Below are 23334 nucleotides of genomic sequence, written 5' to 3'. Positions count from 1 at the left end.
CGTACCTGCCATCCTCTGTCAGGTAGGTGGATCAGGTCTTGCGCGTGGCCGAGGACACCCGCTTGAGGATGCGGTCCCACTCGGTGCCGAACGGGTTGTCCTGCACCAGGTAGGTCCACGTCGCCGTGGGACGCTTGAGGTCGGGCTCGGGCGCCTCGAACGACTCCAGCGAGCGCCGCTCGACCTCGCCCAGCAGCGACTTGTACTCGGCCACGGCCTCGCGGTGGAACTCGTCGATCGGGCTCATCCGGCCGAGCGCCCGCAGGTGGATGCCCTCGCGCAGGTCGGTGAGGAAGGCCAGGTGCTCGGTCCAGCACCGGTCGATCGCGTGCAGCACGATCTGCCGGGCCGTCTCCTCGCGCGTGTCGGCGGGCATCGACTCCCAGCGCTCGGGGTCCTTCTCGGCCAGGGCGCGGGCGGCCGCGTCACCGTGCAGGACCTTGTCGCGCCACTCCAGGATGAGCTCGCGCTGGTGCTCCAGCAGCCGGGTGTAGCGCCAGGTGTTGCGGTGGATCTGCAGGTGCACGCCCTCGGCGATGCGCTGGGCGTGGCCCACCAGGTAGGCGCCGCGGCGGTGGCGCACCAGGCCGTCGGAGTCGGCCGCGGGCGGGCGCTCGTCGGCGACGAACTGCGTGATCAGCTCGTCGCGCATGCTGACGAAGAACACCGAGCCGCCGGGGTCGCCCTGCCGGCCCGCCCGGCCGCGCAACTGATCGTCGAGGCGGCTGCTGGCGTGGCGGCCGGAGCCGATCACGTACAGGCCGCCCAGCTCGGGCACGCCGTCGCCGAGGCGGATGTCGGTGCCGCGCCCGGCCATCTGGGTGGAGACGGTGATGGCGTCGCGCTCGCCCGCCCTGGCGATGATCGCCGCCTCCTCGGCGTCGTTCTTCGCGTTGAGCACGACCGGCTCCAGGCCGCGCCGCTGCAGCAGCGTGGCGAGGTTCTCCGACTCGGCCACGTCGAGCGTGCCGATGAGGATGGGCCGGCCGGTGGCATGGGCCGCCTGGATCTCCTCGACCAGCGCGGCGTCCTTCTCGGGCACGGTCGGGTAGATGCGGTCCGGCTCGTCCTTGCGGACGCACGGGCGGTTGGACGGGATCACCGCGACCTTCAGCCCGTAGAACTCGCCGAGCTGCTCGCTGACCGCTACCGCCGTACCGGTCATGCCGGAGATCTGCGGGTAGCGGCGGATCAGGCCCTGGACGGTGATGGAGTCGAGGATCTCGCCCTTCTCGCTGGGCGCCAGCGTCTCCTTGGCCTCCACGGCCGCCTGCAGGCCGTCGGGCCAGCGCTGCAGGAGCGCCACCCGGCCGCGCGAGGGGTTGATCAGCTGCACCCTGCCGTCGCGCACGATGTAGTCGACGTCGCGGGTGAGCAGCGCGTGGGCGTGCAGGGCCAGGTTGAGCTCGATCAGGACGCCCGGCTCGTGCTCGTCGTAGAGCTCGACACCGAGCAGGTTCTCCACGGTGTCGGCGCCCTTGGGGGTCAGGTAGACGTTGCGGGCCTGGTCGTCGACCTCGTAGTGGTAGCCCCTGACCAGTTGCCGGGCCAGGATGGCCATCTCCGGCACCGCGCTGCCCGCGTCGGACGCGCCGGCCATGACCAGCGGCACCCGGGCCTCGTCGACCAGCACCGAGTCGGCCTCGTCGATCAGCGCCACCTCGGGCGCGGGCACGATCAGCTCGCTCGCGTCGGTGCGCAGCCGGTCGCGCAGCACGTCGAAGCCGATCTCGCTGACGGGCCCATAGGTGACGTCCTTCGCGTACGCCTCGCGCCGTTCGTCCGGCGTGGAGCTCTGGCCGATCCAGCCGACCGTGACGCCCATCGCCTCGTAGAACGGCGCCATCCACTCCGCGTCGCGCCTGGCCAGGTAGTCGTTGACGGACATCACGTGCACGCGCTTGCCCTGGAGCGCGTAGCCGGCCGCGGCCATCGCGCCGGACAGCGTCTTGCCCTCGCCGGTGGCCATCTCGGCCACCTTGCCGTCGAGCAGGGCGAGAGTGCCCAGCAGCTGCACGTCGTACGGCCGAAGCCCGAGGGTGCGGTCGGCGGCCTCGCGCGCGACGGCGCAGAACTCTGCCAGATCGTCCATCGACGGCCGCGGCAGCTCGTCGAGCTTGCCGACCCGGTCGGCCCGGTCGGCGGCGGCCTTGACGACCTTCTTGTAGGGGCTCAGACTCACGCCCCCCGGACGGTCCAGGAGATTTCTGAAAATTCCGGAAATCGAAGCCACAGTCCCTCCAACGCACACTTCGTCGGCACCGTTCCCCTTGTGCCCCTATGCATGAGGTCTGGACGGAGTCAGGAGCGGAGCGACGGTACGACATGCGTCGCCGTACCGGACCCTAACCCATGAGACGGGCCGCACCGTCACTCCGCTCCGCTACCCGGGCGGTCCGATCACGCCTGACCGGCCGTGGAACCGGCCCTCGCGGTGAGCACCACCACGGCGGCCGACAACAACGCGCACCCGCCCCAGGCGAGAGGCGACAGCCGCTCGCCGAACAGCACCACGCCCAGCACGGCCGCGCCCGCCGCCTCGACCAGCGAGATGACCGACACCGTGGTGGCGTCGAGCGCGGTCAGCGCACGGAAGAACAACCCGTACGCCAGCGCGGTCGGCACCGCCCCGAGATAGAGCAGCAGCGCCACCGACGGCAGGTTGAGCTCCGGCAGCACCCCCTCGGCCAGCGCGAACGGCATCAGGCAGATCGCGCCGACGAGGAACCCGCCCACGGCCGTGCCCTGGGGGTCGTCCTGGTGACGCCGCGAGAACACCGTCACCCCGGCGTAGCCGGCGGCCGACAGCAACGCGAACGCGATCCCGGCGAGACCGCCGCCGCCTTCGACCGCGGCCTCCCCGGTGAGCAGCGCCAGCCCGGCGAGCGCGGCCGCCAGGGCGGTGAGCCCGACGCGGCCGAGCCGCTCGCGCAGCAGGATCCGGCCGCCGAGGGCGGTGAGGACGGGGGTGGCGCCCATCGTCACCACGGTCGCGACCGCCACGCCGGACTCGGCGATCGAGGCGAAGTAGGCCGTCTGGTAGACGGCCATGCCCAGGCCCACGACGACGACCCGCGGGCTGAACCGGTCGAGCCGGCCGCCCGTGAGGCGGGTCAGCGCGAGCAGGAAGGCGGCGCCGAGCAGGTAGCGCCAGAGGGAGACGCCGACGGGGCCGAGCCCGCCGGACTGGAAGAGCAGCGACCCGGCGGCGCCGCCGGTGCCCCAGGCGGTCGCGGCCACGGACACGTAGAACGCGCCCCGCCGGGCGGAAACAGGGGTCATGACAGATCTCTCCGAATGGAGTGGTCGGAAGTGGGCCCGTCGTGCGGGCAGCGTCCACCCCCGGATCGAAGAGATCCGGAAAAATCAGGAGATGCCGCCCGCTACGGGGCGGGCGGCGGGGAGCAGATCAGAAAGCGTGGCACGATCACACCCTAACGGCCGTCACGGTTCGCCCGCGACGCCGGTGTCACGGCCGACGCCTGTCACGGCCGACGCCTGTCACGGCCGACGCCTGTCACGGCCACGCCGGGTCGCCCGTGGCGTGCACCGGGGTGTCGAGCACGCCGAGGCGTTCGAGCAGGGTGAGGAACGTGGCGGCGTACGGCGAGTCGGCCGTCACGGTGGCGACCCGCGTCCAGTCGACCTGCTCGCGCAGCGCCCGCACCTGCGGCAGCAGCCCGCCATAGTCGCAGGCGTGCTCGGACAGCGGCAGCAGCCAGGAGATGACCAGGTCGGTCGCCTCCAGCACGGGCACGATCACCGCCGACGCCTTCATCGGCTCGGCCCGGTCGAGCAGCTCGTCGGTGATCGGCCGGTCGGACACCCGGAAGATCAGATCCACCAGCCGGCCCTCGTCGAACGCCTTGACCAGCCAGTCCTCCGGCGGCTTGGCGGTCTGGAAGCCCAATCCGCGCAACGCGTCGAGGGCGGCGGGCACGTCGTGCTCGGTGAGGACGAAGTCGACGTCGTGCAACGAGGGCGCCGCTCCCCTGGCGTAGGCCGCGCAACCACCGGCCAGCGCGAACTTCACACCGGCGTCCTTCAGCCCCGAACTCGCCCGCTTGAGGGTGTCGAGAATGGCGTCGGTGACCGCGTGACTGTGGCTGCCCATGTGAGCGGGCTACCCCTACGATCGCCGGATAGACGTCTTCGGCCGCGTCTGTCGGGGCCGGAGTAGCCGCCCGGCACAGGGGTAGCGCGTGCCCATGAATGACTTCCTCGAGAAGACCGAACAGGAGTACTCGGGCGAGCACGATCGCCCGCTCAAGTCCTACCTCCGCATCCTCACCGTGTACGGCGGCGCGGTCGCCACGGGCATCGCCGTCGCCGCGCTGACCGGCCGGCGGGCGCCCGAGCGCGTCGGGCCGATGGACCTGGCGTTGATGGCGGCCTGCACGCACAAGGTGTCACGGCTGATCGCCAAGGACCCGGTCACCAGCCCGCTGCGCGCGCCGTTCACCACGTACGAGGGCGTCAGCGGGCCGTCGGAGCTGAAGGAGGAGCCGCGCAACGCGATGGGCGAGCTGCTCGCCTGTCCGTTCTGCCTGGCCCAGTGGACGGCCACGGCCTACGCCGCCGGGCTGGTCTTCGCGCCGCGGTTCACCCGCCTGGCCGGAGTCACCATGACCGCGGTGGCCGCCTCCGACTGGCTGCAACTGGCCTACGCCAAGCTCATGCGCTCGGCCGGGTAACCCCATCCCCCGGTGACATCTGCGAAGAAACGACCAAATCGAAAAGAATGTTAAAGGTCCGGCGCTCAGGGCAGAAGCGGGCTCATGGCTACTCTGCTATGGATCATCGCTGTCATCCTCGTCATCTCCGGCATCTACGTGATTCTGGCCCGGCGCGATCTGCTCTGGGGAATCGTCCTCATCGTCATCGGTTTCCTGGTCGGTCCCGGCGGTGTCAGCATCTTCAATGTCTAGGGGCGCAGGGCGCCCTCACCGCCTCCCCACTGGGCCGGGACACCCTTCCGGTCCAGTGGCCTCACCGGATTTTCCGACATGTCACGTCTTAGGTCCCCGGTATTTATGCCGCGGGGCCTGATCTTCCGATTTCCGTTCGATGGCCGCTATTGGATGGCCGCTATGAGCCGGGCCGGCGGCTCGCATCCGCGAGCAGCCGGCCCGGCTCCGGCCGGACCGACCGGCCTCGCGTAAGGGACTAACCGCCGTTGAGGCAGTAGACGGCGTAGGCCCGCCCGAGCACGGGCAGCGCGACGTTGCGCACCCGGATGCCGCCGGGGGTGAGCCCCTTCTCACTGCCCTTGTGGGCGTGTCCGTGCAGGATCAGCTCCGCGCCCGCGGTGTCGACCGCCTCGGCCAGCAGGTAGCTGCCGAGGAAGGGATAGATCTCCAGCGGCTCCCCTTCGAGCGTCTCCTTGACGGGGGAGTAGTGCGACAGCACCACGCGCCGGTCCACCTGCATCTCCTTGAGCGCCACGCGCCAGGCGTCGGCGATCTGCCGGGTGTGACCGACGAAGTCCTTGATCTCACGCTCGCCGAACTCGCTCGCGCACTTGCCGGCGAATCCGCCGCCGAAGCCCTTGCCGCCGACCACGCCCAGCTTGGAGTCGCCGCACTGGATCACGACGCCGTCGTCGTCGAGCACGATGACGCCGGCGTCACGGAGCACGGCGGCGATCTCGTGCTGCAGGTCGGAGTGGTAGTCGTGGTTGCCGAGCACGGTGACGGCGGGCACCGGCAGGTCGCGCAACTCGTCGGCCACGACCCTGCCCTCCTCCAGGGTGCCGTGCCGGGTCAGGTCACCCGCGAGCATCAGCACGTCGGCGCGCTCCTCGATGCCCTTGAGTCGTTCCCGGTAGCTGCCCCGGGCGTCTTCGCCCAGATGGAGGTCGCCCGCGGCCGCGATGCGCAGATCAGTCAAGATGCTCATCCTCTCCCGGCTCGCCATAGTCGACGATCTTGATTTCGTTGTGCATCCTCAGGCCGGGCGCCGCCTCGTGGGCCACCGCCCCCAGCCGTTCGCGTTGCTCGGCACCGCTCACCTTGCCGCGCAGGAACATCTGGTCGCCCCTGACGTCGACGTGGATGCCGAGCTCGTGGGTACGCGTGTCCTCGGCCAGCGCCTGCTGGACCCGGGCCGCGACGTACTGCGGTGCTTCCATCGCACTCCCCTTTCCAGTCGCCGCATGCCCATGGAGGAACGGGTCAAACGGCGCGGAAGATGCCCAGCTCTCAGGCACATTGCCCCGGCTACCCAGGACGTTAGACGGCAAACGGTCCGGGCAGGTGTGCGCCATGTCTGAGAAAAGCGAATGGGAACGCCGTGACCAATGGGAAGGGCGGTCGGAATCCGGCAAACCGATGGTTCCCGCGACGCCACGCGACGTCGTGCACATCAGGGTCGGGTCCTTCATCCTCGTCTTCGCCTTCGCCTTCGGCGTGCTGGGCATCATCTCCCAGGCCTACGGGCTCACCGTGATCGCCGCCCTGGCGGCCGTGATCACGATCGTCGACATCGTGCTCGCCGTACGACGCCAGAGGGACCGCAACGTGGGAGAGGCAGGCTGAGAAAGGCATGCGACCGCAGCAAGAAGATCTTCGACGCGATGACGGGCTCCGCGACAAGGTGGTCGTGGTCACCGGGGCGAGCGGCGGTGTCGGGCGGGCCGTGGTGCGCCTGCTCGGCGAGAAGGGCGCCAAGGTCGCGCTGATCGCCCGGGGCACGACCGGGCTCGGCGCGGCGGCCGTGGACGTGGGCGTGGCGGGCGGGAGCGGCCAGGCCTACGAGGCGGACGTCGCGGACTACCAGCAGCTGCGCAAGGCGGCCGAACGGGTCGAGGCCGAGATGGGCCCCATCGACGTGTGGATCAACGTCGCCTTCTCCTCGGTCTTCGCCAAGTTCACCGACATCACGCCTGAGGAGTACGAGCGGACCACCGCCGTCACCTACCTCGGGTACGTCTGGGGCACCCGGGTGGCCCTCGACCTGATGCGCCCGCGCGGCAGGGGCACGATCGTGCAGACCGGGTCGGCCCTGTCACAGCGCGGCATCCCCCTGCAGTCGGCCTACTGCGGGGCCAAGCACGCGGTCAAGGGCTTCACCGAGTCGGTGCGCACGGAGCTGCTGGCCGAGCGGAGCGGGATCCACATCACCATGGTCCAGCTGCCCGCGGTCAACACCCCGCAGTTCGACTGGGTGCTGAACAAGCTGCGCCGGCACCCGCAGCCGGTGCCTCCCATCTACCAGCCGGAGGTGGCCGCCGACGGCATCGTCTACGCCGCCGAGCATCCGGAGCGCAAGGAGTACTGGGTCGGCATCACCACCGCCGCCACCCTGCTCGCCCAGCGCGTCGCCCCGGCGCTGGTGGACCGTTACCTGTCCCGCACCGGTGTGGACTCGCAGCAGACGACCGAGGAGACGCCCACCGACGTGGCCAACCTCTGGGAACCGGCCGACGAGGCGCGCGACTACGGCGCCCATGGCAGCTTCGATCACCGCTCCCACGGCCGAAGCCCGCAGCTCTGGCTCTCCCAGCACCGCCGCCCCGTCCTCCTCGCTCTCGGTGCCGGCGCGCTGGCGGGCGCTTTCGCCGCCCTTCGCCGTGCCCGCTGACGTCCCCGGGAGGAGACCTCATGCCTGAACGCGATCTTCAGTATCTGTCCGACCTGGCCGCCCAGCTGCGCGTGGACTCCGTACGCAGCTCCGCGGCGGCCAAGTCCGGGCACCCGACCTCGTCCATGTCGGCCGCCGACCTGATGGCCGTGCTGTTCACCTGCCACCTCCACTACGACTTCGCCCGGCCCGAGAACCCCGCCAACGACCACCTGATCTTCTCCAAGGGGCACGCCTCCCCCCTGCTCTACTCGCTGTACAAGGCGGCGGGCGCGATCACCGACGAGGAGCTGCTGTCCTTCAGGAAGCAGGGCAGCCCGCTGGAGGGGCATCCGACCCCGAGGCTGCCCTGGGTGGACGTGGCGACCGGATCACTGGGGCAGGGCCTTCCGGTCGGCGTGGGCATCGCGCTGGCCGCGCGGCTGGAGCGGCTGCCGTACCGGGTGTGGGTGCTGTGCGGTGACGGCGAGCTGGCCGAGGGGTCGATCTGGGAGGCCGCCGAGCACGCCGGCGACGCGGGCCTGGCCAACCTGACCCTGATCGTGGACGTCAACCGGCTGGGACAGCGGGGGCCGACCCGGCACGGCTGGGACACCGGCGCGTACGCCCGCAGGTTCGGCGCGTTCGGCTGGCACACGATCGAGATCGACGGGCACGACCCTGGGCAGATCGACTTCGCCCTGAGCGACGCCCGCAACACGCGCAGGCGGCCGACCGTGATCCTGGCCAAGACCCGCAAGGGCGAGGGCGTCCTGGAGGTCGAGAATCGCGAGGGCGCGCACGGCAAGGCGCTGAAGGACCCCGTCACGGCCATCGGCGAGCTGGGCGGCCCGCGTGACCTCACCGTCGACGTGCACCGGCCCGAGCCGGGAGCGGAGCCGTACCGGTTCGGGGCAGGCGCGCTCAGCCTGCCGGAGTACGCGGTCGGCGAGCGGGTCGCGACCCGGACCGCCTACGGCGAGGCGCTGGCCGCCGTAGGCGCGGCCCGCGGCGACGTGGTGGCGCTGGACGGCGAGGTGGCCGACTCCACCAAGACCGAGGAGTTCGCCACCGCGTTCCCCGAGCGGTTCTTCGAGATGTACATCGCCGAGCAGCAACTGGTCGCCGCGGCGATCGGACTGCAGGTGCGGGGCTGGATTCCGTACGCGGCGACGTTCGCGGCGTTCCTGACCCGGGCGCACGACTTCATCCGGATGGCCGCGGTGAGCCGGGCGTCGATCAGGCTGGTCGGCTCGCACGCCGGAGTGTCGATCGGCGAGGACGGCCCGTCCCAGATGGGGCTGGAGGACCTGGCCATGATGCGCGCGGTCCACGGCAGCACGGTGCTCTATCCGTGTGACGCCAACCAGGCGGCGGCTCTGACGGCCGCGATGGCCGGCCTCGACGGGGTGTCCTACCTGAGGACGACCCGCGGCGAGACGCCGGTGATCTACCCGCCGGGCGAGCACTTCTCCGTGGGCGGCTCCCGGGTGCTGCGGCAATCCCCCGCCGATCGGGCCACGGTGGTGACGGCAGGAGTGACCGTGCACGAGGCCCTGGCTGCCGCCGACGAGCTGGCCGCGCAGGGTGTCGCGATCGGCGTGATAGACCTCTACTCGGTCAAACCCGTCGACGCCGCCGCCCTCGCGGAGGCCGCGACCACCACGGGCAACCTCATCACGGTGGAGGACCACCGGCCCGAAGGCGGGCTCGGGGACGCGGTGCTCGACGCCGTCAGCGAGCTCGGGCCGAGGGTGGTGAAGCTGGCCGTTCGGGACCTGCCCGGATCCGCGACCCCCGGGCAACAGCTGGCGAACGCCCGCATTGACCGCCACGCGATTGCCGAGGCGGTCAAGCGGTTGTTGTGAACGAGCGGTCGTGAGCGGAGTGACCGTGCACGGGCCGGGTCAGCCGCGGGCCTTGACCCCGGCCCGCCGGTTGGCCTTCTTGATCGCCTCGACCAGCTCCGGCTTGGTCATCTTCGACCGGCCGGGGATGTCGAGCCTGCTGGCCACCTGCCTCAGGTGCTCCTTGTTGGCGTTGGCGTCGACGCCCTCGGCCGTCCTGCCGGAACGGTCGAGGGCGCCCTGGTCGGACGGGCCCTTGCGCGCCTTCGGCTCCCAGTGGTCACCCACCTTCTCGAAGGTGTGCTTCAGGGCGGAGAAGGCCGTCATGTGGGCGCGGCGGCCCTCGCCGTACGTCTCGACGGCGGAGTCGTGCGCCTTCATCCAGGTGTCCTGCGCCTTCTTCGGCGAACGACGGATGGTCGACGGCAGTTCCTCGCGGGCTGGCATGACGCTGTACCTCCTACAGCGGCGGTTCGTCGTAGCGGCGGCGCTCCTCGTACACCGTGGTGCGCCGCGTCTCGGGCTCGTCGACGAGCTCGTGGCGGACGACAGGCTCGTCGATGGGGCCGACGGCTCTGCGGGTGACGCTGATCCGATACAGGCCGAACAGCAGTCCGGCCAGACCGCCGATCATCAGAATGACCCCGACGACGTTGATGTCGAGACCCGCGAGATCGAACTCCACGGCCCAGGTGAGGATCGCGCCAAGCATGATGAGGATGATGCTTCCGGCGATGGTCATGATTACCTCCTTGACAGAAGGAACCTCTTTCCTCATGGCAAAAAACAAACCAGTAGTGCTGGTCGGGTTGATGGGCTCAGGCAAGTCGACGGTGGGGCGCCTGATCAGCGACGCCCTCGGCCGGCCGCTGAGCGACAGCGATCCCTTCCTCCGGGCCCGGTACGGCGCCACCGCGGCGCAGATCGCGGCCGGCCACGGCGTGGCGGGACTGCACGAGCGCGAGGCCGAGCATGTGCTGGCGGAGCTGCGCGGCGAGCCGAAGGTGATCACCGCCGCGGCGAGCTCCGTCGAGGACCCTCGGGTCCGCGACGCCCTGCGCGGCACCCTGGTGGTGTGGCTGGACGCCCCCGACGCGGTGCTGACCGAGCGGATGCGCACCGGCGACCACCGGCCCGCCTTCCCGCCGGAGTCCGTACGGGCCCGGCGCGAGCCGTACTTCCGCGAGGTGGCCGACCTGACCTTCGACGTGAGCGTGACGACGCCCGAGGAGATCGCGGCGGCGGTGTTGGCCGAAATGGGATTGCCCGCGGCTGATCACGGCTGATAGCCAGGAGGGATGTTCGCTGAGAAACCCACTCTCGCGGGCGAGCGCGTGACGCTCGTCCCGGTCGGCCCCGAGCACGCCGAGGGCCTGTACGAGCTGGTCACCGACCCCGAGGTGCGGCGGCTGACCGGCTCGCACGCGGAGTTCGACCGGGACACCGCACGCCAGTGGTACCTGACGAGGGGCGGGCGTCCCGAACGCCTCGACCTGGCGATCACGGCCGGAGACGCGTACGTGGGCGAGATCGTGCTCAACGAGCTCGACCCCGCCAACCTCGCCTGCAATCTGCGGATCGCGCTGCTGGGCTCGCGGGTCTTCGGCAAGGGCTACGGCACCGAGGCCATCACGCTGGTGCTCGGGCACGCCTTCGCGACGACGGCGCTGCACCGGATCAGCCTCGACGTGCACGCCTTCAACGACCGGGCCAGGCACGTCTACAAGAAGGTGGGGTTCGTCGAGGAGGGCGTGCGCCGCGACGCGCTGCTGTGGGACGGCGAGTGGCACGACTCGGTGACCATGTCGGTGCTGCGGACCGAATGGCTGCCAGGATCGGAACGCCTGGCATAATGATCATGACGCACGGGTCCTCCGAGGCGCGCGGGGGGCCTGTGACGTTCTTTCCTCCGCCCGATGGCGGGCGTCAACCAATCACCGGTTTCGCGCATCTAAGCGTCAGTGACGATGCGCTTGGTGCCTGGTGACCCGGAGAGCCTCGCCGGCTACTGGCTGGCGGGACGGCTCGGCGCGGGCGTCCGGGGCGTGGTCTACGACGCCTACGACGGAGAGGGCCGCCGTTTCGCGGTCAAGGTGCCCCGGGGCGAGGTCACCGAGCAGCTGGGCGAGGCCGTCTGGCGGGTGGCGCCGCACCACCTGGCCAGGGTGGTCGCGGTCGGGGTCGACCGGTCGGTCCCCTACATCGTCAGCGAGTTCGCCGAGGGGCCCGACCTGCGGCAGGCGGTCGCCGTCCACGGCCCCTACACGGGCACGGAGCTGGACGCGCTGGCCGGCGCGCTCGCCACGGCGCTGCGCACCCTGCACGCGGTCGGCATCGCCCACCGCGACCTGCGGCCCGAGAACGTGCTGCTCTCCCCCGGCGGGCCCACTCTGATCGACCTCGGCGTGGCGGCCCCCGGCTCGCTCGGCACCCGCACCTACCTGGCGCCCGAGGTCGTCACCGGGCGGCGGGCGGGGCCGGCGGCCGACGTGTTCGCCTGGGGCGCCGTGCTGCTCTTCGCCGCGACCGGCCGCGACCCGTTCCACGGCGACAGTCCGGGCGGCGTGATGCACCGGCTGCTCGCCGTGGACCCCGAGCTGGACGAGCTCCCCGGCCGCTTGCGCGAGCTGGTCGGCCGGGCTCTGTCCAAGGACGCCACCGCCCGCCCCACCGCCACCGACCTGCCGCTGTGCGCCGAGCTGCCGCTGTGCGCCGAGCTGCCGGACACCCCCGAACCACCGGCCACCAGCGGGTCGCCGGGCGGTCCCGAGCCGCAGGGCTGCGCCGCGGGGCTGAGGCCTCCCGGCGGGCTGGCGGGGCCGCGCTCGCTCGGCGAGGTCGCCGAGGAGGTCTACGCGTCGCTGACGCCGCGCCAGCGGGAGGAGACGCCGGTGCTGTTGCTCCGGCTGCTCGACGGCGAGGCGGTGGCGGGCGACGAGCACGGCGTGCTCGCTCGCCTCACCGACGCGGGCCTGCTCGTACGGCAGAGCGTCCGGGTCGAGCCCAGACAGACCGCTGCGGGCAAACTCGTGGCCATCGCCGGCGACGGGGTAGTCCCGGCCTGCGCCGCCCTCGTCCACGCCTGGCCCCGGCTGCGCGCCTCGGCCGACGAGCGGCGAATCGGCCCCACACCCGCCCCAGGCGGCACCCGGCCACCAGGCGTGGCCGCTGAGCGGCGGATCCCCGGAGCAGCCTGACCGGCCCCTCCGCCGCGTGACACCACCCGGGCCGGCATCGATCGTCAGGAGCCGCTCGCGGGCACGGGCACGCCTGATAGCGCGTGCTCGACGACGATATGGTGACAACGAGGGAATGATTGCCACATCCACCGCGCTGGCGCCGTGGTATCAGCCGCCTCGTCTGGGCCTCACCGCGCGGGTGCGGGCGCCGGGCGCGGATGACCAGGGATCGCGCGTCTCGAGAAAGCCGAGCACGACTCGATGACCGACCTGGTGACCTTCGGTGAGACCATGGCGCTGTTCACGGCCCGCCGCACGGGCCCGATGCGGTTCGCCCGCGACTTCGACCTCGGCATCGGCGGCGCAGAGTCCAACGTGGCGATCGGCGTCGCCCGCCTCGGCCACGGCACCGCCTGGACCGGCCGCGTCGGCGCCGACGAGTTCGGCGACCTGATCCGGGCCACGCTCATGGGCGAGGGCGTGCTGACCCACGCGATCGCCGATCCCGAGGCGCCGACCGGCCTGATGATCAAGGGGCGGCGCACCGCCGACCTGATCGATGTCAGCTACTACCGCGCGGGCAGCGCCGGCTCCCGCCTGTCCCCCGGCGACCTCGACCTCGACCTCATCAGATCCGCCCGGATGCTGCACGTCTCGGCGATCACACCCGCCCTGTCGGCTTCGGCCCGCGAGACGGTACGGCAGGCGATCGCCGGGGCACGCGCCGCCGGAGTCCCCGTGTCGCTCGACATCAACTACCGGGGACGGCTGTGGTCGCCCGCCGAGGCCGGGGCGTGGCTGCGCGAGACGGTCGGCGACGTGGACGTGCTGTTCGCCACCGAGGCCGAGGGCCGCCTGATCGCCGACGCCGACGGGGCCGCCGACCTGGCCAAGGCGCTGGCCGCGCTGGGGCCACGGCACGTCCTGGTCAAGTTCGGCGCCAGGGGCGCCATGGAGCTGTCCGACGGCGAGATCCGGCACGCGGAGCCGTACCAGGTGACCGAGGTCGACCCCGTGGGGGCCGGGGACGCCTTCGCGGCCGGCTGGCTGGCCGACTGGCTGGCCGGCGCGTCGCCCGACCAGCGGCTGCGGACGGCCTGCGCCGCCGGGGCCTTCGCCGTCACCTCGCAGGGTGACTGGGAGAGTCTGCCCCGCCGGGCCGACCTGCGGCTCCTGCACGGCTCCGCCGACGGAGTGACCCGCTGACACCTCCAGACGACGAGCGTGACCAGGGAGCACGCCCCCAGGGAGCGGGCGCCGGCGGGTAGCACGTCCCAGAAAACAGTCCCTAGGCGACGGGAGTGACGTCGATGTGGCAGACCCGTTCCTCCGCGAAGGCGATCGTGGTGGCCGGCCCGCCGCCCGGTGGGGTGACCTGGAGGGCGGCCGGCGTCACGCAGTCGGTCTCGACGACGGTCCAGTGCAGGACCGCGCCGGCCGTGTCGCCCGGTTGGAGCGTGACGACGGGTGACGGCCCGTCGGCCGCGCTCACCGGCAGGGACAGAGCGGCGCCCTGCGCGGAGAGCAGGACGAGCTCCGGACGGCCGTACAGGGTGCAGGCGGTCTCCGACCGGTTGGTGAACTCCAGCGGCGCGTAGCGGTTGCCCGCGCCCGCGTCCACCCGGCCCAGGCTCGCCTGCAACCGGCTCGCCGAGCACTGCCCCACGGCCCCGGGCTCGGCCGTCCGGCACGCCAGGGCGGGGGCGGCGCCACCTGCCAGCAGGAGCCCGCCCACGATCCCGGCGATCCGAAGACTTCTCATCACAGTGCTTATGCCCTGGTCGCGCGATTTTTTCACCTTCGCGCCGATATTGCACTCCACTCCGCCCAGGTGCCCACGGGATACCCGAACGAGATCTCGGGGGCCGGCGCGGACACGAGTGGGGCTGCGAGCTGGAATGGCCCCTGTTCGTGCCGGAGCCACAGGGCAGACACCAAAAATCCCAGCTCAGCATGCTGAGCTGGGATCTGCGCGGTGCGCCGCCAGGGACTCGAACCCCGGACCCGCTGATTAAGAGTCAGCTGCTCTGACCAACTGAGCTAGCGGCGCTTGCGACTGAAGTAACTGTAGCAGCAGCCGCATACCGCCGCGCACATCAACCGAGCCGCTCCCCCAGCCGGGTGTACGCGCCCAGGACCAGATCCCAGAACCGGGGCACGTCCAGCGAGGTCGCGACCAGGGCGTTCGGCCGGCGGTCGCGAGGGGCGAAGTCGGTCACCGTCATCCCGGAGGTGTAGCGGCCGGCCGTCTCGACGTTCACGACCGCCGGAACGCGGGTGAACAGCGACGGGTCCAGCACGTACGCCACCGCGCAGGCGTCGTGGATGGCGGGGCCGCCCTCGGCGGTGACCATGCCGTAGGAGGTCGTGGCGGGAAGGAGCAGGGCGGACAGCCGGCCGAGGTCGCTCATCCGGTCGAGGACGGCCGTGGTGACGAGGGCGGTGAGGGTGACGTCGAGGCCGAGCATGGTGACGGTCCAGCCGGCGTCGAAGACGATCGAGGCCGCCTCGGGATCGGCGACCATGTTGAACTCGGCGGCCGGGTTGTGGTTGCCCCGGGTGTAGGTGCCGCCCATGATGACGAAGTCGCGGGCCCATTCGACGACGCGCGGCTCGCGGCGTACGGCGAGGGCGATGTTGGTCAGGGGGCCGATCGCGAGCAGGGTGATCTCGCCGGGCGCGGCCCACAGCGTCTCGATGATCAGGTCGACCGCGTGGACGGGCGACGCGGGGCGCGCCGGAGCCGGGAGCTCGGCGTCGCCGAGGCCGGAACGGCCGTGCACGTGGGCGGCGCGGACGTCCCGCCGGAGCAGGGCGCCGGCGCTGCCGGCGGCGACGGGCACGTCGCCGAGGTCGAGGAACTCCCTGAGCGCCAGCGCGTTCGCGGTGGTCCGCTCCAGGTCGACGTTGCCGGCGACCGTGGTGACGCCGACCAGGTCCAGCGACGGCGAACCGGCGACCAGCGCCAGAGCGAGGGCGTCGTCGATGCCCGGGTCGCAGTCGATCAGAACCTTCGTCACGGAGGCCGTGGAAGTCACGGAAGTCACGGAAGTCAACGCTACTGTCGCCGGGCATAAATCGAGGCCGGGCGGTTTCCCCCAAAGCCGCCCGGCCTCGATCTTTCGGCGGTCCAGGCCGGCGCACTTTCCCCCAAAAGTCGCCGGCGGTCCCGCTCTGCAGACGACGGTCCCCCTCCGCGTCCGCATCGGTGAAGGTCTGCTAGTCAGTCGCAGGACTCTTGACCTGCCTCGACACTACCGAGACGAATGCAACGGACGCGTCATAACGGGGTCGAATATCGACCTAATCCGGCTACGGAACCTCCAAACGGACCTCGGTTCCTTCCTGCAGCGACCGGGTCACCGTGCAGTACTTCTCGTGCACCCTGGTCGCCACCGCCCGGTAGACCTCCTCGGCCTCCTTGGCGGGCAGCTCGACGTCGTAGGTGACGGTGACGGGCCCGAGCAGGTTGGATTCGACCTTCTGCGCCTCCACGGTCATCGCCAGCCGGACCAGCCGGTGACCGCGCTGGGCCGTGAGCGGCTCGACCGTGACGATGTTGCAACCGCCCACCGCCGCCAGCAGCAGCTCGACCGGAGTGAACGCCCCCTCCTCGTCGCCGCTCCCCATCCGGACCTCGGCTCCACGGGAGTTCGTCGCCCGGAATCCGCCGTCATCTGTCCGCTCAACCCGTACGTTAGCCATGTTTCAGACCCTACTCAGATGGCTCTCATGTTGACCACGCATGGTCGAAGCATGGCTGGTGACGTGCGTGCGAAGCAGTGGCCCCTCGTCTTCTGGGCCGGGGTCGCGGTGGCCGAGTTCGGCGCGCTGCGACCGGAGGCCGGCTCCCCGCTACGACCCGCCACGCTCGCCGCCTCGGCGGCGCTCGTGGCGCTCGGCCTGCTCTCCGTCAGGGCGGCGGCCCTGTCCGAGGTGGCCAGGCAGCGCCTGCGCCTCGCCGGCTATCCCGTGGGCGCGCTGATGCTGGCCCACCAGTTCGGTCCGGCCACGTACGTGACCGGCCTCAGCCGCACGGGCTCGCTCATCCTGTACGCCCTGGCGGCCGTGATGGCGGTGTGGAGTCACGCCTGGCCCTCGGCGCCGGGGAAGTCGCTGCTCATCGTGTCCGGGCTGGACCCCGCGGGTCTGCGCGAGCTGCTGGCGGGCCGTACCGACGACACCGTGGCCGTCTACCGCACCGACCGCGTCACCGACGAGCTGCGCGAACTCGAGTCCAGGTACGCTCTGGTACTGGTGACCGGCGACGAGCACGACCCCCGGGTCAAGGAACGCATCAGCGCCTCGGGGCTGCGGCGCCAGGTGCCGGACATCGCCGAGCGTGAGGTGATCGTGACGGGTCCGCGCACCTTCACGAGGTACGTCCGGGGCGCCCTGGACCGCCTGGCGGTGCCCCCCACGCAGGTCCGCACCGGCGTCAAGTCCCGGCAAAGGGCTTAGCCCGGCGTTACGCGGCACGTGGAACGGTTGAGGCGGACAAGGAGGCAATGGTGACGACTTTCCCTGGAAGCGCCCGTGTCGAGATGGTCAACGGCATCCGGGTCAGCGTGGACATCCGCACGGCTCTGCCGCGCCGGGAGCTGACTCCTCTTCTCGACAATGCCTTCGCCTGGCTGCACTGGGTGGACGAAACGTTCAACCCCCTGAACGAGGACAGCCAGATCGGGCGGCTCAACCACGGCCGGACCATCGAGCAGATCCCCGAGCTCATCGAGGTGCTGCACCGCTGCGACGAGCTGAGGGAGGCGACCGGCGGCTGGTTCGACCCCCGCATCAACGGCGTCGTGGACCCGTCCGGCTACATCAAGGGCTGGGCCCTCGAACGGCTCTCGCGCGGGCTGGTCATGGCCGGCGCCGGCGACCACCGCGTCAACGCGGGAGGCGACATCAGACTGCGCGGCTCGGCCGCTCCCGGCAAGCCGTGGAGCGTCGAGATCCGCGATCCGCACACGGGCCTGGTGCGCAGGGTCGTCCACGGCCACGACCTCGGCATCGCCACCTCGGGCGCCGCCCGCATCGTCGACCCACACACCGGCCGGCGGCAGCGCGGACTCAGCTCGGTCACGGTGCTCGGGCCCGACCTCGGGGTGGCCGACGCCTACGCCACCGCGTTGTTCGCCATGGGCCCGGTGGCGGCCAGGCACTTCGCGGCGGACCTGGCGGAGGGGCCGTACCAGACCATGATCGTCGAGCGGGACGGGCGAGAGGTGAGCACCCCCGGGTTCGCGGAGTACGGCGAGCCGCCGGCCCGGCTGGCCGGCTAGGCCTCGGGGTGTTTGGCCAGGTAGTCGAGGTAGACGGGGCGCAGGGCCTCGCCGAGGTCGCCCTCACCGGCCGCGATGGCGTCGCTGAGCAGCGCGGAGACCCGGCTCAGGCTGGCGGTGGTCTCCCTCTCGTGCCCGGTGGCGGCCTCGGCGGCGGGGATGACCTTCAGCAGGTTCCACAGGAAGTCCAGGTCCCCGTGACGCACGGCATAGCGGACCGCGCGATCGTGCAACTCGCTGGCCGACAACGACTCCAGACCCTCGGTGTTCATCGAATCTCCTTTTCAGGACGCCCCTTCCCTCGTTCGCCGCCGATAACCAGCGGACGCGCGCGGTGATCGGCGAGCGCATAGCGTGGGGTCCCGCCGCCCCTATCGGAGTGCCGAGCAGAAATGGGAGGATCCCCCAGCGTGAGATTCATCATCAGGACCCTGGCGGCCGCCGTCGCCCTCTGGGTCGCGATCCAGTTCCTCGACGGCATCGACATCACCGCCCCCGAATACTCGGCCGAATACTGGGGCACCCTGCTTGTCGTCGCCCTGATCTTCGGCCTGATCAACGCCATCGTGAAGCCGATCGTCAAGGCGCTCGGCTGCGCGATCATCGTGCTCACGCTCGGGCTCTTCCTCCTCGTCATCAACGCGGCCATGCTGTTGCTGACCAGCTGGATCTCGGAACAGCTCAGCATCCCCTTCCACGTCGACGACTTCTACCCCGCCGCCTTCTGGGGCGCGATCATCATCAGCGTCGTCAGCTGGGTGCTCGGCCTGCTCATCCCCGACGGCGACTGACCCCGTGGAGCTCGACGGCGCCGCGCTTACCTGCGCGCAGGTGCACGCGGTGTCGTACGGCACGGCCCAGGTCACGATCGGCTCGCTCGATCGGGCCCGGGCCGCGTGGGACACCGCCCGGGAGCTGACCGGCCCGGTCTACGGCCGCGGCACCGGCGTCGGGGCCAACAAGGACGTCCAGGTCGACGGGGGCGGTCTCGACCTGTTGCGCAGTCACGCGGGCGGGGCCGGCCCCCTGGTGCCGCCCGAGCGGGCCAGGGGCATGCTCGTGGTCCGGCTCAACCAGCTGCTCGCCGGTGGCTCGGGCGTCGACCCGGGGTTGCTGCCGGTGCTGGCCGGGGCGGTCAACGCCGGATTCACCCCGCCGGTCCGCACCTACGGGGCGATCGGCACCGGTGACCTGACCGCGCTGGCCACCACCGCCCTGTGCCTGCTGGGCGAGCTCGGCTGGCGGACCGGGCGGGAGGATGTGCCGGCCCCCCGTTACGCGCTGGCCTCCGGTGACGCGCTGCCGTTCATCAGCTCGGGGGCCGCCACGCTGGCCGACGCCGCGCTCGCCTGCCACCGGCTGCGCGGGCTGCTCGACGCCGCCGTCGACGTGGCCGCCCTCTCGTTCGAGGCTACCGGCGCGTCGGCCGAGCCGGTGGCGGCGCCCGTACAGGAGGCGCGTCCGCATCCCGGCCAGGCGCTCGCGGCCGCGCGCCTGCGCGGGCTCCTCGGCGGCCGGCCCGCCACCCGGATCCAGGACCCGTACGGGTTCCGCGCGTTCCCCCAGGTGCACGGGGCGGCGCTCGACGCGCTGGCCGGAGCCGAGCGGGTGATCGAGACCGACCTCAACTCCGCCACCGAGAACCCTCTCGTCGCCGGCTCGCTGGCCTGGCACAACGGCAACTTCCACTCGGCGCCGGTCGCGCTCGCGCTCGATGCGCTGCGCGCCGCCCTGGTGCCGGCGGCCCAGCTGAGCACGGCCCGCCTGGCCACGCTGATGGAGCCCGCCTACACCGACCGGCCGCCCTTCCTCGCCGCCCGGCCCGGCGGCTCGGGCGTCATGATCCTTGAGTACGTCGCCCAGGACGCCCTGGCCGAGCTCCGGCACCTGGCGACCCCCGTCGCCACCGGCACCGCGGTGATCTCGCGGGGCACCGAGGACCACGCCGGGTTCGCCACGCAGGCGGCCCGGCACGCGCTGCGCTGCGTGGAGCCCCTGGAGATCGTGCTGGCCTGCGAGCGGGTGGCGGCCACCCGGGCCCTCGGCGACCCCGTGCCCGACCGGCCTCTCACCGCGGACCTCGAGACGGCCCGGCAGGCGCTCACCGCTCCGGAGGACCGGCACCGCGCCGGCTGAACCGCCTGGTGGGCCGGTCGGCCACGCACGAGACCAGCCCCGCCCGCGAAACGGACCGCGCGCCGTCACGGCAGGGACAGGACCGAGCCGCGTTCGCGCAGGGTGGGCTGCTGGACGACGCGACGCCGGCGGGTGGCGCCGTCGGCCGCCGCGCACATGAGGCGGACGGCGGCCCGCACGATGCCGTCGATGTCCCAGTCGACCGTGGTGAGCCCCGGGGTGAGCAGGCCGGACATGGGGTGGTCGTCGTAGCCCATGACCGAGATGTCGCCGGGGATCGACAGGCCCCGCTCGGCCGCCGCCGCGTAGACGCCGTAGGCGATCGAGTCGGCGAAGCAGAACACCGCGCTCGCCCGGCCGTCGGCCAGGATGCGATGGGCGGCCTCGGTCGCAGCGCCGAGGCCGTGGGGGGCGGTGGCCACCTCGATGTCGAGACCGAGACGGTCGGCCTCGGCGGTCACGTGGACGTCGGCGGGCCGGTCGGGAGTGCTCGGCCGGGTCGGGGTGAGGACGGCGATGTGGCGGTGGTGCTTGCCCTTGAGGTGCTCCAGCGCGAGCGTCACGCCGCGGCGGTTGTCGAAGACGACCTCGCCCGCCGTGCCGGACAGTGAGTCGCCGATCGCGACGACCGGCAGCGACTCGCACAGCTCGGGCCAGAACGGCGCGGCGGGATCGACGGGCTGCACGATCATGCCGTCGACGCGCTGGTCGCGCAGCTGCTGGGCGAGCGCACGCTCACGGGCCGGATCGCCGACGGCGTCGAGGATCAGGGCGTAGCGGTCCTTCTCGCGCAGGCCCCTGCTGATGCCGACGGCCAGCGACTGCTGCCAGAGGTCTTCGAGCGAGCCGCAGAGCAGGCCGATCATGCCGGTGCGGCCGCTGGCCAGCGCCCTGGCGATGGGGTCGGCCTCGTAACCCAGCTCGGCCGCGGCGGCGCGGACCCGCTCCTTCGTCTCCTCGGACACCTGCAGGCCCCGCAGGGCGTAGGAGACGGCAGCGGGTGACAGACCGGTCGCCTGGGCCACCTCTCGGATCGTCGCTCTCTTGCGAGGCATCCCGCCAGCTTATTGCGTGGCGCCGACATTTTCGCGTGCCCGGGAAGGAGCGGGCGAACCGTTGACACGACAGAAGTGAAGCGGTTCACTGAACCGTATCACTGAATCGCTTCACCATCCCGCTTCACCAGGTGGTACGGTTTACCCGGTAATCTTAGTAGGAAATGAGGGGAGGGGTCGATCGTGGGCATCGACGTGCACCAGCACCTGTGGACCGGTTCGTTCGTCGAGGCACTGCGGGCCCGCACCTCCCCGCCCTACCTCGACGGCTGGACGTTGATCCTGGACGGCGAGCCCCCCTACGAGGTCGACCCGGCCGACCACGCGAGCCGCGACACCACCGGCCTGGAGCTCGCCCTGGTCTCCCTGTCCAGCCCGCTGGGCGTCGAGTCGCTGCCGCCGGAGGAGTCCTGGCCGCTGATCGACGCCTACCACGAGGGCGCGCTCGGCCTCGGACGGCCGTTCGGCGCGTGGGCCGCCACCTGTCACAGCGAGCCCGACCCCGGCCGCCTGGCCGAGGACCTCGATCGAGGCTTCGCCGGCCTGCAGATCCCGGCCACGGCCGAGCCCGACGACCGGCTGCTCGACGTGCTCACCAGCAGAGATCTGCCGCTCTTCGTGCACCCGGGCCCGGCGCGCGCCGTGCCCGGCACGCCCGCCTGGTGGCCCGCGCTGGTGCCGTACGTGCAGCAGATGCACGCCTCCTGGCACTACTTCCACGCCGTCGTCAGGCCCCGGCACCCGAGGTTGCGCGTCTGCTTCGCGCTGCTCGCCGGTCTGGCCCCGCTGCACTCCGAGCGGCTGATCGCCCGGGGCGGCGGCGGCCGGGGCCAGGTCGACACCGGCTTCTTCGTGGAGACCTCGTCGTACGGCCCGCGCGCGATCGACGCGATCGTCCGTGAGCTCGGCGTCGACGTCGTGGTCAACGGCTCCGACGCCCCCTACGCCACCGCACCCGACCCGGGCCTGGGCGAGGCCGCCGCGCACGCCATCCGGGTCACCAACCCCCGTCGTCTACTCGGCAGAGAGGAGTTTCGCAAGTGAGCGAGCACACCATCCACCAGATCCAGGACGAAGGCGCCTGCGCCCGGCTCCCGGAGCGCACGCTCGACCGGCGTGAGCTGCGTGACCTGGTGGACGACCTGGCCGTACGCCCCGAGGAGTGGCGGGACCAGGTCGACTTCCCCGCGGACGGGGGCCGGCACTACGCCTCGCTCTACCGCGACGCGTACGTCGACGTGTGGCTGCTGTGCTGGCGGCCCGAGGACGACACCGGCTGGCACGACCACGACATCTCCTCGGGCGCGGTGCACGTGGTCCAGGGGGCGCTGCTCGAGTGCAACCCGCGCATCGGCGGCGAGCATCTGGAGACGGTGATGGCGGAGGGGCAGTCGTTCTCGTTCGGCCCGGACCACATCCACCGGCTGACCGGGGCAACGGACCACAGCGTCTCGATCCACGCCTACTCGCCGCCGCTCTGGCGGCTCGGGCAGTACTCGATCGACGACACCGGCGTGATGCGCCGCGTCTCGGTGAGCTACGCCGACGAGCTGCGGCCCATGGACGACGGCGAGCTCCGCCCTATGGACGACGCGGTGGCCTGAGCACGCAGCAGCTTCCGCAGGGGTCGGCGTCGGGCAGGGTGATCCACAGACAGCAGGTCCTGCGGAAGTAGCCGTCGCCGTCCGGCTCGATCAGCCCGTCGACCGGCGGGCCGATCTCGCGCAGCAGCTCCATGTAGTCGGCGGGCGCGAACAGGGTCAGCGGGTGGGCGAACGCCTCGGCGGTCGAGCCCCACAGGGTGCGCTCGCCCACCTTGGCCATCGCGGCGATGGCCCGCACCAGCGGCTCCTGCGACTCGGCGAGCGCGCCGCCGATCGCGCCGGCGCCGGACGCCCAGCTCACCCGGGAGGCCGCGATCGTCACCCCGGCGTCGGAGACCTTGAAGTAGGTGTCGGCCGGCCGCATGATCGGGATCCGGCCGTCGAGCGCCCAGCCGAGCGCCATCGGCATCGTGTGCCAGTAGGTGTAGGTCTTCCAGAACAGCGCCGCGCCGACGTGCCGCGGCGCGTTCCAGCGGGCGGCCGTCTCGTCGACCAGCCCGCCGAGCAGGCGGTGAGGCGGACGGACCAGCTCCGAGGCCGGTGTCCAGCTGTCGTCGGGCGAGACCACGAGACCGGGCTCGACCCCGATCACCCCGCCCCGCTCGGCGGCCAGGCGCTCGAGCACCTCGGTCAGCATGCCGCGTCCCCCTCCTACGACCATAGGCAAG

Annotated in this window: 28 protein-coding genes and 1 tRNA gene; 15 read left to right on the top strand and 14 right to left on the bottom strand. The window is 71.8% G+C overall.

Annotated features, from left to right (window positions below; genetic code table 11):
- Positions 1 to 31 precede the first annotated feature (31 nt).
- From secA2 to IEY82_RS08410, 3 genes are all read right to left on the bottom strand, one after another.
- Entirely contained in the window at positions 32 to 2182 is a 2151-nt protein-coding gene (secA2, locus tag IEY82_RS08420) for an accessory Sec system translocase SecA2 (protein ID WP_225262427.1), read from the bottom strand.
- Positions 2183 to 2400: 218 nt separating this feature from the next.
- Positions 2401 to 3282 carry a DMT family transporter gene (locus IEY82_RS08415; RefSeq protein ID WP_189123434.1) on the bottom strand — a complete coding sequence of 294 codons (882 nt, stop codon included), beginning with the start codon at positions 3280 to 3282 and terminating at the stop codon, positions 2401 to 2403.
- 235 nt (positions 3283 to 3517) lie between these two features.
- Positions 3518 to 4114, bottom strand: coding sequence for a nucleotidyltransferase (locus IEY82_RS08410; protein ID WP_189123433.1), 597 nt, complete (start codon positions 4112 to 4114; stop codon positions 3518 to 3520).
- Positions 4115 to 4208: 94 nt separating this feature from the next.
- Between IEY82_RS08410 and IEY82_RS08405 the strand changes: the two genes are divergently transcribed.
- Both IEY82_RS08405 and IEY82_RS08400 read left to right on the top strand, forming a co-directional pair.
- Positions 4209 to 4694 (top strand): DUF1360 domain-containing protein, encoded by a 486-nt coding sequence (locus IEY82_RS08405; protein ID WP_189123432.1) that lies wholly within the window; start codon positions 4209 to 4211, stop codon positions 4692 to 4694.
- An 84-nt stretch (positions 4695 to 4778) separates the two neighbouring features.
- Positions 4779 to 4928 carry a GPGG-motif small membrane protein gene (locus IEY82_RS08400; RefSeq protein WP_181308348.1) on the top strand — a complete coding sequence of 50 codons (150 nt, stop codon included), beginning with the start codon at positions 4779 to 4781 and terminating at the stop codon, positions 4926 to 4928.
- Between the two features lie 238 nt (positions 4929 to 5166).
- On the opposite strand, the gene IEY82_RS08395 is transcribed toward IEY82_RS08400, so the two are convergent.
- A complete protein-coding gene (locus IEY82_RS08395) occupies positions 5167 to 5889 on the bottom strand; it encodes a metallophosphoesterase family protein (protein WP_225262425.1) in 723 nt (240 codons plus the stop codon).
- Positions 5882 to 6130 carry a BON domain-containing protein gene (locus IEY82_RS08390; RefSeq protein WP_189123430.1) on the bottom strand — a complete coding sequence of 83 codons (249 nt, stop codon included), beginning with the start codon at positions 6128 to 6130 and terminating at the stop codon, positions 5882 to 5884. Before IEY82_RS08390 ends, IEY82_RS08395 begins: the two co-directional genes overlap by 8 nt.
- A 133-nt stretch (positions 6131 to 6263) precedes the next feature.
- On the opposite strand from IEY82_RS08390, the gene IEY82_RS08385 reads away from it, so the two are divergent.
- The 3 genes from IEY82_RS08385 to IEY82_RS08375 are packed head-to-tail and all read left to right on the top strand — an operon-like array spanning position 6264 to position 9428.
- Positions 6264 to 6536, top strand: coding sequence for a hypothetical protein (locus IEY82_RS08385; RefSeq protein WP_189123429.1), 273 nt, complete (start codon positions 6264 to 6266; stop codon positions 6534 to 6536).
- 7 nt (positions 6537 to 6543) lie between these two features.
- A complete protein-coding gene (locus IEY82_RS08380) occupies positions 6544 to 7581 on the top strand; it encodes an SDR family oxidoreductase (protein WP_189123428.1) in 1038 nt (345 codons plus the stop codon).
- Positions 7582 to 7601: 20 nt separating this feature from the next.
- Entirely contained in the window at positions 7602 to 9428 is a 1827-nt protein-coding gene (locus tag IEY82_RS08375) for a transketolase (protein WP_189123427.1), read from the top strand.
- Between the two features lie 39 nt (positions 9429 to 9467).
- Here the strand turns inward: IEY82_RS08375 and IEY82_RS08370 are convergent, their stop codons facing one another.
- The gene (locus tag IEY82_RS08370; protein ID WP_189123426.1) at positions 9468 to 9854 is read right to left on the bottom strand and encodes a ChaB family protein; all 387 of its coding nucleotides are present in this window, start codon (positions 9852 to 9854) and stop codon (positions 9468 to 9470) included.
- Positions 9855 to 9867: 13 nt separating this feature from the next.
- Positions 9868 to 10149 (bottom strand): hypothetical protein, encoded by a 282-nt coding sequence (locus tag IEY82_RS08365; RefSeq protein WP_189123425.1) that lies wholly within the window; start codon positions 10147 to 10149, stop codon positions 9868 to 9870.
- 34 nt (positions 10150 to 10183) lie between these two features.
- On the opposite strand from IEY82_RS08365, the gene IEY82_RS08360 reads away from it, so the two are divergent.
- The 4 genes from IEY82_RS08360 (at position 10184) to IEY82_RS08345 (ending at position 13792) form a co-directional block, all read left to right on the top strand.
- Positions 10184 to 10693, top strand: coding sequence for a shikimate kinase (locus IEY82_RS08360; RefSeq protein WP_225262423.1), 510 nt, complete (start codon positions 10184 to 10186; stop codon positions 10691 to 10693).
- A 12-nt stretch (positions 10694 to 10705) separates the two neighbouring features.
- Entirely contained in the window at positions 10706 to 11260 is a 555-nt protein-coding gene (locus IEY82_RS08355) for a GNAT family N-acetyltransferase (protein ID WP_189123424.1), read from the top strand.
- A 123-nt stretch (positions 11261 to 11383) separates the two neighbouring features.
- A complete protein-coding gene (locus IEY82_RS08350; protein WP_189123423.1) occupies positions 11384 to 12604 on the top strand; it encodes a serine/threonine-protein kinase in 1221 nt (406 codons plus the stop codon).
- Positions 12605 to 12847: 243 nt separating this feature from the next.
- Positions 12848 to 13792 (top strand): sugar kinase, encoded by a 945-nt coding sequence (locus IEY82_RS08345; RefSeq protein ID WP_189123422.1) that lies wholly within the window; start codon positions 12848 to 12850, stop codon positions 13790 to 13792.
- An 82-nt stretch (positions 13793 to 13874) separates the two neighbouring features.
- Here IEY82_RS08345 and IEY82_RS08340 read toward each other — a convergent pair whose 3' ends face one another.
- The 4 genes from IEY82_RS08340 to IEY82_RS08325 form a co-directional block, all read right to left on the bottom strand.
- Entirely contained in the window at positions 13875 to 14348 is a 474-nt protein-coding gene (locus IEY82_RS08340; RefSeq protein ID WP_189123421.1) for a DUF4232 domain-containing protein, read from the bottom strand.
- Between the two features lie 214 nt (positions 14349 to 14562).
- A tRNA-Lys gene (locus IEY82_RS08335) sits at positions 14563 to 14636 on the bottom strand.
- A 46-nt stretch (positions 14637 to 14682) separates the two neighbouring features.
- Complete coding sequence (locus IEY82_RS08330) at positions 14683 to 15606, bottom strand: nucleoside hydrolase (protein WP_225262422.1); 924 nt, start codon at positions 15604 to 15606, stop codon at positions 14683 to 14685.
- 292 nt (positions 15607 to 15898) lie between these two features.
- Positions 15899 to 16291, bottom strand: coding sequence for an OsmC family protein (locus IEY82_RS08325; RefSeq protein ID WP_189123419.1), 393 nt, complete (start codon positions 16289 to 16291; stop codon positions 15899 to 15901).
- A gap of 51 nt (positions 16292 to 16342) precedes the next feature.
- On the opposite strand from IEY82_RS08325, the gene IEY82_RS08320 reads away from it, so the two are divergent.
- Entirely contained in the window at positions 16343 to 17047 is a 705-nt protein-coding gene (locus IEY82_RS08320) for a ferredoxin reductase domain-containing protein (protein WP_189123418.1), read from the top strand.
- Between the two features lie 47 nt (positions 17048 to 17094).
- Positions 17095 to 17871, top strand: coding sequence for an FAD:protein FMN transferase (locus IEY82_RS08315; RefSeq protein ID WP_194518786.1), 777 nt, complete (start codon positions 17095 to 17097; stop codon positions 17869 to 17871).
- Here IEY82_RS08315 and IEY82_RS08310 read toward each other — a convergent pair.
- The gene (locus IEY82_RS08310) at positions 17868 to 18143 is read right to left on the bottom strand and encodes a hypothetical protein (RefSeq protein WP_189123416.1); all 276 of its coding nucleotides are present in this window, start codon (positions 18141 to 18143) and stop codon (positions 17868 to 17870) included. The two genes, IEY82_RS08315 and IEY82_RS08310, sit on opposite strands and share 4 nt — an antisense overlap.
- Positions 18144 to 18281: 138 nt before the next feature.
- Here IEY82_RS08310 and IEY82_RS08305 point away from each other — a divergent pair, with 138 nt between their 5' ends.
- Positions 18282 to 18662 carry a phage holin family protein gene (locus IEY82_RS08305; protein ID WP_189123415.1) on the top strand — a complete coding sequence of 127 codons (381 nt, stop codon included), beginning with the start codon at positions 18282 to 18284 and terminating at the stop codon, positions 18660 to 18662.
- Positions 18663 to 18666: 4 nt separating this feature from the next.
- Positions 18667 to 20007 carry an aromatic amino acid lyase gene (locus IEY82_RS08300; protein ID WP_189123414.1) on the top strand — a complete coding sequence of 447 codons (1341 nt, stop codon included), beginning with the start codon at positions 18667 to 18669 and terminating at the stop codon, positions 20005 to 20007.
- 65 nt (positions 20008 to 20072) lie between these two features.
- Here IEY82_RS08300 and IEY82_RS08295 read toward each other — a convergent pair whose 3' ends face one another.
- Positions 20073 to 21062, bottom strand: a complete 990-nt coding sequence (locus tag IEY82_RS08295; protein WP_189123413.1) for a LacI family DNA-binding transcriptional regulator — start codon at positions 21060 to 21062, stop codon at positions 20073 to 20075.
- Between the two features lie 183 nt (positions 21063 to 21245).
- Here IEY82_RS08295 and IEY82_RS08290 point away from each other — a divergent pair, with 183 nt between their 5' ends.
- Positions 21246 to 22106: an amidohydrolase family protein gene (locus tag IEY82_RS08290; RefSeq protein WP_225262419.1), complete on the top strand. Its 861-nt coding sequence runs from the start codon at positions 21246 to 21248 to the stop codon at positions 22104 to 22106.
- Positions 22103 to 22666 carry a cysteine dioxygenase gene (locus IEY82_RS08285; protein WP_189123412.1) on the top strand — a complete coding sequence of 188 codons (564 nt, stop codon included), beginning with the start codon at positions 22103 to 22105 and terminating at the stop codon, positions 22664 to 22666. Before IEY82_RS08290 ends, IEY82_RS08285 begins: the two co-directional genes overlap by 4 nt.
- Here the strand turns inward: IEY82_RS08285 and IEY82_RS08280 are convergent.
- Positions 22644 to 23303: a (2Fe-2S)-binding protein gene (locus tag IEY82_RS08280; RefSeq protein ID WP_189123411.1), complete on the bottom strand. Its 660-nt coding sequence runs from the start codon at positions 23301 to 23303 to the stop codon at positions 22644 to 22646. The genes IEY82_RS08285 and IEY82_RS08280 overlap by 23 nt on opposite strands.
- Positions 23304 to 23334: the final 31 nt, after the last annotated feature.

The organism is Nonomuraea cavernae (assembly GCF_014646355.1).
Classification (GTDB): domain Bacteria; phylum Actinomycetota; class Actinomycetes; order Streptosporangiales; family Streptosporangiaceae; genus Nonomuraea; species Nonomuraea cavernae.
This window is presented reverse-complemented; position numbering and strand designations above follow the sequence as displayed.